Genomic DNA, 3198 nt, shown 5'->3' on the forward strand with positions numbered 1-3198 from the left:
TCTGTTGAAGGAGAGATACCATGAAGAAGCTCATTCTGGCGTCTGTGTCGGCGCTTGCCTTGCTGGGGGTCGCGGCTTGCAGCGACAGCGGCACTGGCACGGACAACACCACCACCCAGAGCACCAAGCCTCCGGCCAATGAGCAGACGATGAAGCCGGCTGCTCCGGATGCTTCGAAGCCCGCCCAACCGGCTCCGGCAACAAACCCGGCTCCTGCCGCGCCCGCGCAGTAAGAGTCGGACGAGCTAGGTTGATGGAGGCCGGCTTGCCGGCCTTCGTCGTTTTGGTTCCGATTCAACGCCATCTCACGATGCACATGCGGCATCGTCTCGGCTTGATAGCGACGGCCGGTTCGCACTAAGAAGCCTGCATGTCGATTTGGGACCGCCTCGGCGACTTCATCGCACGTGTTTCGTCGTCGGCGTCCTCGGGCGTGGCCGATGTGGTCGAGGCCGTGCGCACCGTATTTTCAGGCGATGCGGATTTGCGCCGACGCGTCGCGTTCTCGGTCGCCATGATCGCCCTCTCCGCCAAGATGGCCAAGGCCGACGGCATCGTCACCCAGGACGAGGTGCGCGCCTTCCAGGAAATCTTCGAGGTACCTCCGGAGGAGACGCGTAACGTGGCGCGCCTCTACGACATCGCCAAGCAGGATGTCGCGGGGTTCGAGACCTATGCCCAGCGCATGGCGCAACTTTGCGGCTCCGGCCACGGCAATTGCGTGATGCTGGAAGATATTCTCGACGGGTTGTTCCACATCGCCAAGGCCGACGGGCTGATCCACGAGCGTGAGGGCCAGTTCCTACACCGCATCGCCGAGATTTTCCAAATCGACGAGGCACATTATGAGGCGATCCTGTCGCGGCATGTCAGTCTCGGCTCGGCCGATCCTTACGCCGTTCTCGGCATCGAACGCGGCAAGCCGTTCGATGAGGTCAGGAAGCGCTATCGCAAGCTCATCTCCGACAATCATCCGGACAGGCTGATCGCGCGCGGCCTGCCGCAGGAGTTCATCAAGATCGCAACGACCCGGGTCGCGGCGATCAATGCCGCCTATGAGATGATCGAACGGGGCCTCAGGCACGTATGAGCGGTTTCTCGCCCGACCAGCCGGGTGCCGAGGTGAGGGTGTCGCCAAATTTCGGTCCGCGCCGCGAGACGCTCGGGCCTGACATGATCGTGCTGCACTATACCGGCATGGCGACCGGCGAGGGCGCCGAGGCGTGGCTCTGCGATCCGGCAAGCGAAGTGTCTTCGCATTATCTCGTCCACGAGGACGGCCGCGTCGTGCAGATGGTGCGCGAAAGCGATCGCGCCTGGCATGCCGGCAAGAGCTCGTGGTTCGGGCACACCGATGTCAACTCCTGCTCGGTCGGCATCGAGATCGTCAATCCGGGACACTCGCTGGGCTACAAAGCCTTTCCGAAGCGGCAGATCGATGCCGTGATCGCTCTGTGCTCGGGCATAATAGGCCGCCACGCCATTCCGGCCCGAAGGGTGTTGGCTCATTCCGACGTCGCACCTGGACGCAAGATCGATCCGGGCGAAAAATTTCCGTGGAAGGCGCTGTTCTCCGCCGGCGTCGGCTATCTGGTCCCGTCAGCGCCGATAAAGCCGGGCGCGATCCTGCGGACCGGCGACGCCAGCGCCGATGTCGAGACATTGCAGTCGATGCTGGCGCTATATGGGTATGGCGTTGAAATATCGGGCGTTTACGACCGGCAAACCGAGATCGTCGTGGCGGCGTTCCAGCGGCATTTCCGCCGGCGGCTCGTCGACGGCATGGCGGACGGCTCGACGATCCGCACTCTGCAGAAGCTTGTCGCTTCCGTCGGGGCAGATTCGACCAGATAGTATCAACAGCGATCCCTAAATTACAATCTGTCACTCAAAGTGACTTGCGCCGCCTTCATTGCCGCCAATTCGGCCGCCAAATGCGTCTCCCGTAGATTGTCGGACGTCGAGCCTCCCTGATGTTTCGATCGTGAATTGGCCTAGCTGTGCGAAGTTCTTCGCGCGGTTCTAACAGAACAGGACTACATGCAAAAATTGACCGTTGTAGCGGCAGCTGTTGCTGCCGGAGTGATGACTTTTGCCTTCAATACAGCGAACAGCGCTCCATTGAGCCCTCGGGCAGACAGCGGCTTCGCCGCTGCCCCAACGGCACCCAAGGCACCCTCAGACGACACGACCTCGAAGAACAAGAGAGCCGCCCGCGCGAAAGTTGGGAAGGCGGCCGCGGTCAAGGTAGCCAAAACAACGACGAACCGTGGCGCCAAGCGCCAAAGGCAGACCATCGATCTGATGGCGACCGCTTCGATCAATACCGGAAAAATCGCGCTGCCCACGTCCACTGACGCGGGTGGTGGCCAATACTCGGACATCATCGCGCGCTATGCCGCCAGCTACGGGGTGCCGGTGTCGCTCGCAAAGGCGGTCATCAAGATCGAAAGCAACTACCAGCCGCACATGGTCGGCGGCGCTGGCGAGATCGGGCTGATGCAGATCAAGCCGGCCACGGCGCGGATGATGGGCTATACCGGTTCTGTCAAGGGACTGTTCGATCCCGACACCAACATCAAATACGGCATGAAGTATCTCGCCATGGCCCAGGGGCTCGGCGGTGGTACAACCTGCGGAACGATCCTCAAATACAATGCCGGTCATGCCGCGACGCGGATGAATCCGATCTCGGCTGCTTATTGCAGCAAGGTGAAGGTGCAGATGGCGGCGCTGGGCTCGCCCGCCTAGGCTCATCCTTCGACGTGGATTTGGGCAACGCGTGTTTTGTTTCATGCATGTCGTTGTCCCGAAACCGCCGCCCACCTTTGGGTGACACGCATTCGCTTTTCGTTTGCGTTTTCTGACGGGAATCCCTTTATACGCGCTTGCCAGCTGGCCGGGCGGCCGCACCAGCGAGAGCCGAAAGGCTGCGGGTGAGGAAAGTCCGGGCTCCATGGAGACACGGTGCCGGCTAACGGCCGGCGGGGGCGACCCCAGGGAAAGTGCCACAGAAAGCAAACCGCCGCGGCTTCTGCCGCGGCAAGGGTGAAAGGGTGGGGTAAGAGCCCACCGCGCGACTGGCAACAGGAGCGGCACGGCAAACCCCACCGGGAGCAAAACCGAATAGGGGCGGTACGAGGGGAAACCTTCGAGGGCTGTTTCCGGCCCACCGCCCGGGTAGGTTGCGTGAGGCGC

Annotated in this window: 4 protein-coding genes and 1 other RNA gene; all 5 read left to right on the forward strand. The window is 62.0% G+C overall.

Going from position 1 to position 3198, the window contains the following annotated elements:
- Positions 1-20 precede the first annotated feature (20 nt).
- Complete coding sequence (locus tag Q0L57_RS09390; RefSeq protein ID WP_296741510.1) at positions 21-233, forward strand: hypothetical protein; 213 nt, start codon at positions 21-23, stop codon at positions 231-233.
- A 137-nt stretch (positions 234-370) separates the two neighbouring features.
- Positions 371-1090 carry a DnaJ family molecular chaperone gene (locus tag Q0L57_RS09395; RefSeq protein WP_296741513.1) on the forward strand — a complete coding sequence of 240 codons (720 nt, stop codon included), beginning with the start codon at positions 371-373 and terminating at the stop codon, positions 1088-1090.
- Complete coding sequence (locus Q0L57_RS09400) at positions 1087-1854, forward strand: N-acetylmuramoyl-L-alanine amidase (RefSeq protein ID WP_296741516.1); 768 nt, start codon at positions 1087-1089, stop codon at positions 1852-1854. The genes Q0L57_RS09395 and Q0L57_RS09400 overlap by 4 nt, the downstream gene beginning before the upstream one ends.
- Positions 1855-2040: 186 nt before the next feature.
- Positions 2041-2751, forward strand: a complete 711-nt coding sequence (locus Q0L57_RS09405; RefSeq protein ID WP_296741520.1) for a lytic transglycosylase domain-containing protein — start codon at positions 2041-2043, stop codon at positions 2749-2751.
- Between the two features lie 140 nt (positions 2752-2891).
- An RNA gene (rnpB, locus tag Q0L57_RS09410) (RNase P RNA component class A) lies at positions 2892-3198 on the forward strand; the annotation flags it as partial.

It is taken from the genome of Mesorhizobium sp., assembly GCF_024509055.1.
Classification (GTDB): Bacteria; Pseudomonadota; Alphaproteobacteria; order Rhizobiales; family Rhizobiaceae; genus Mesorhizobium.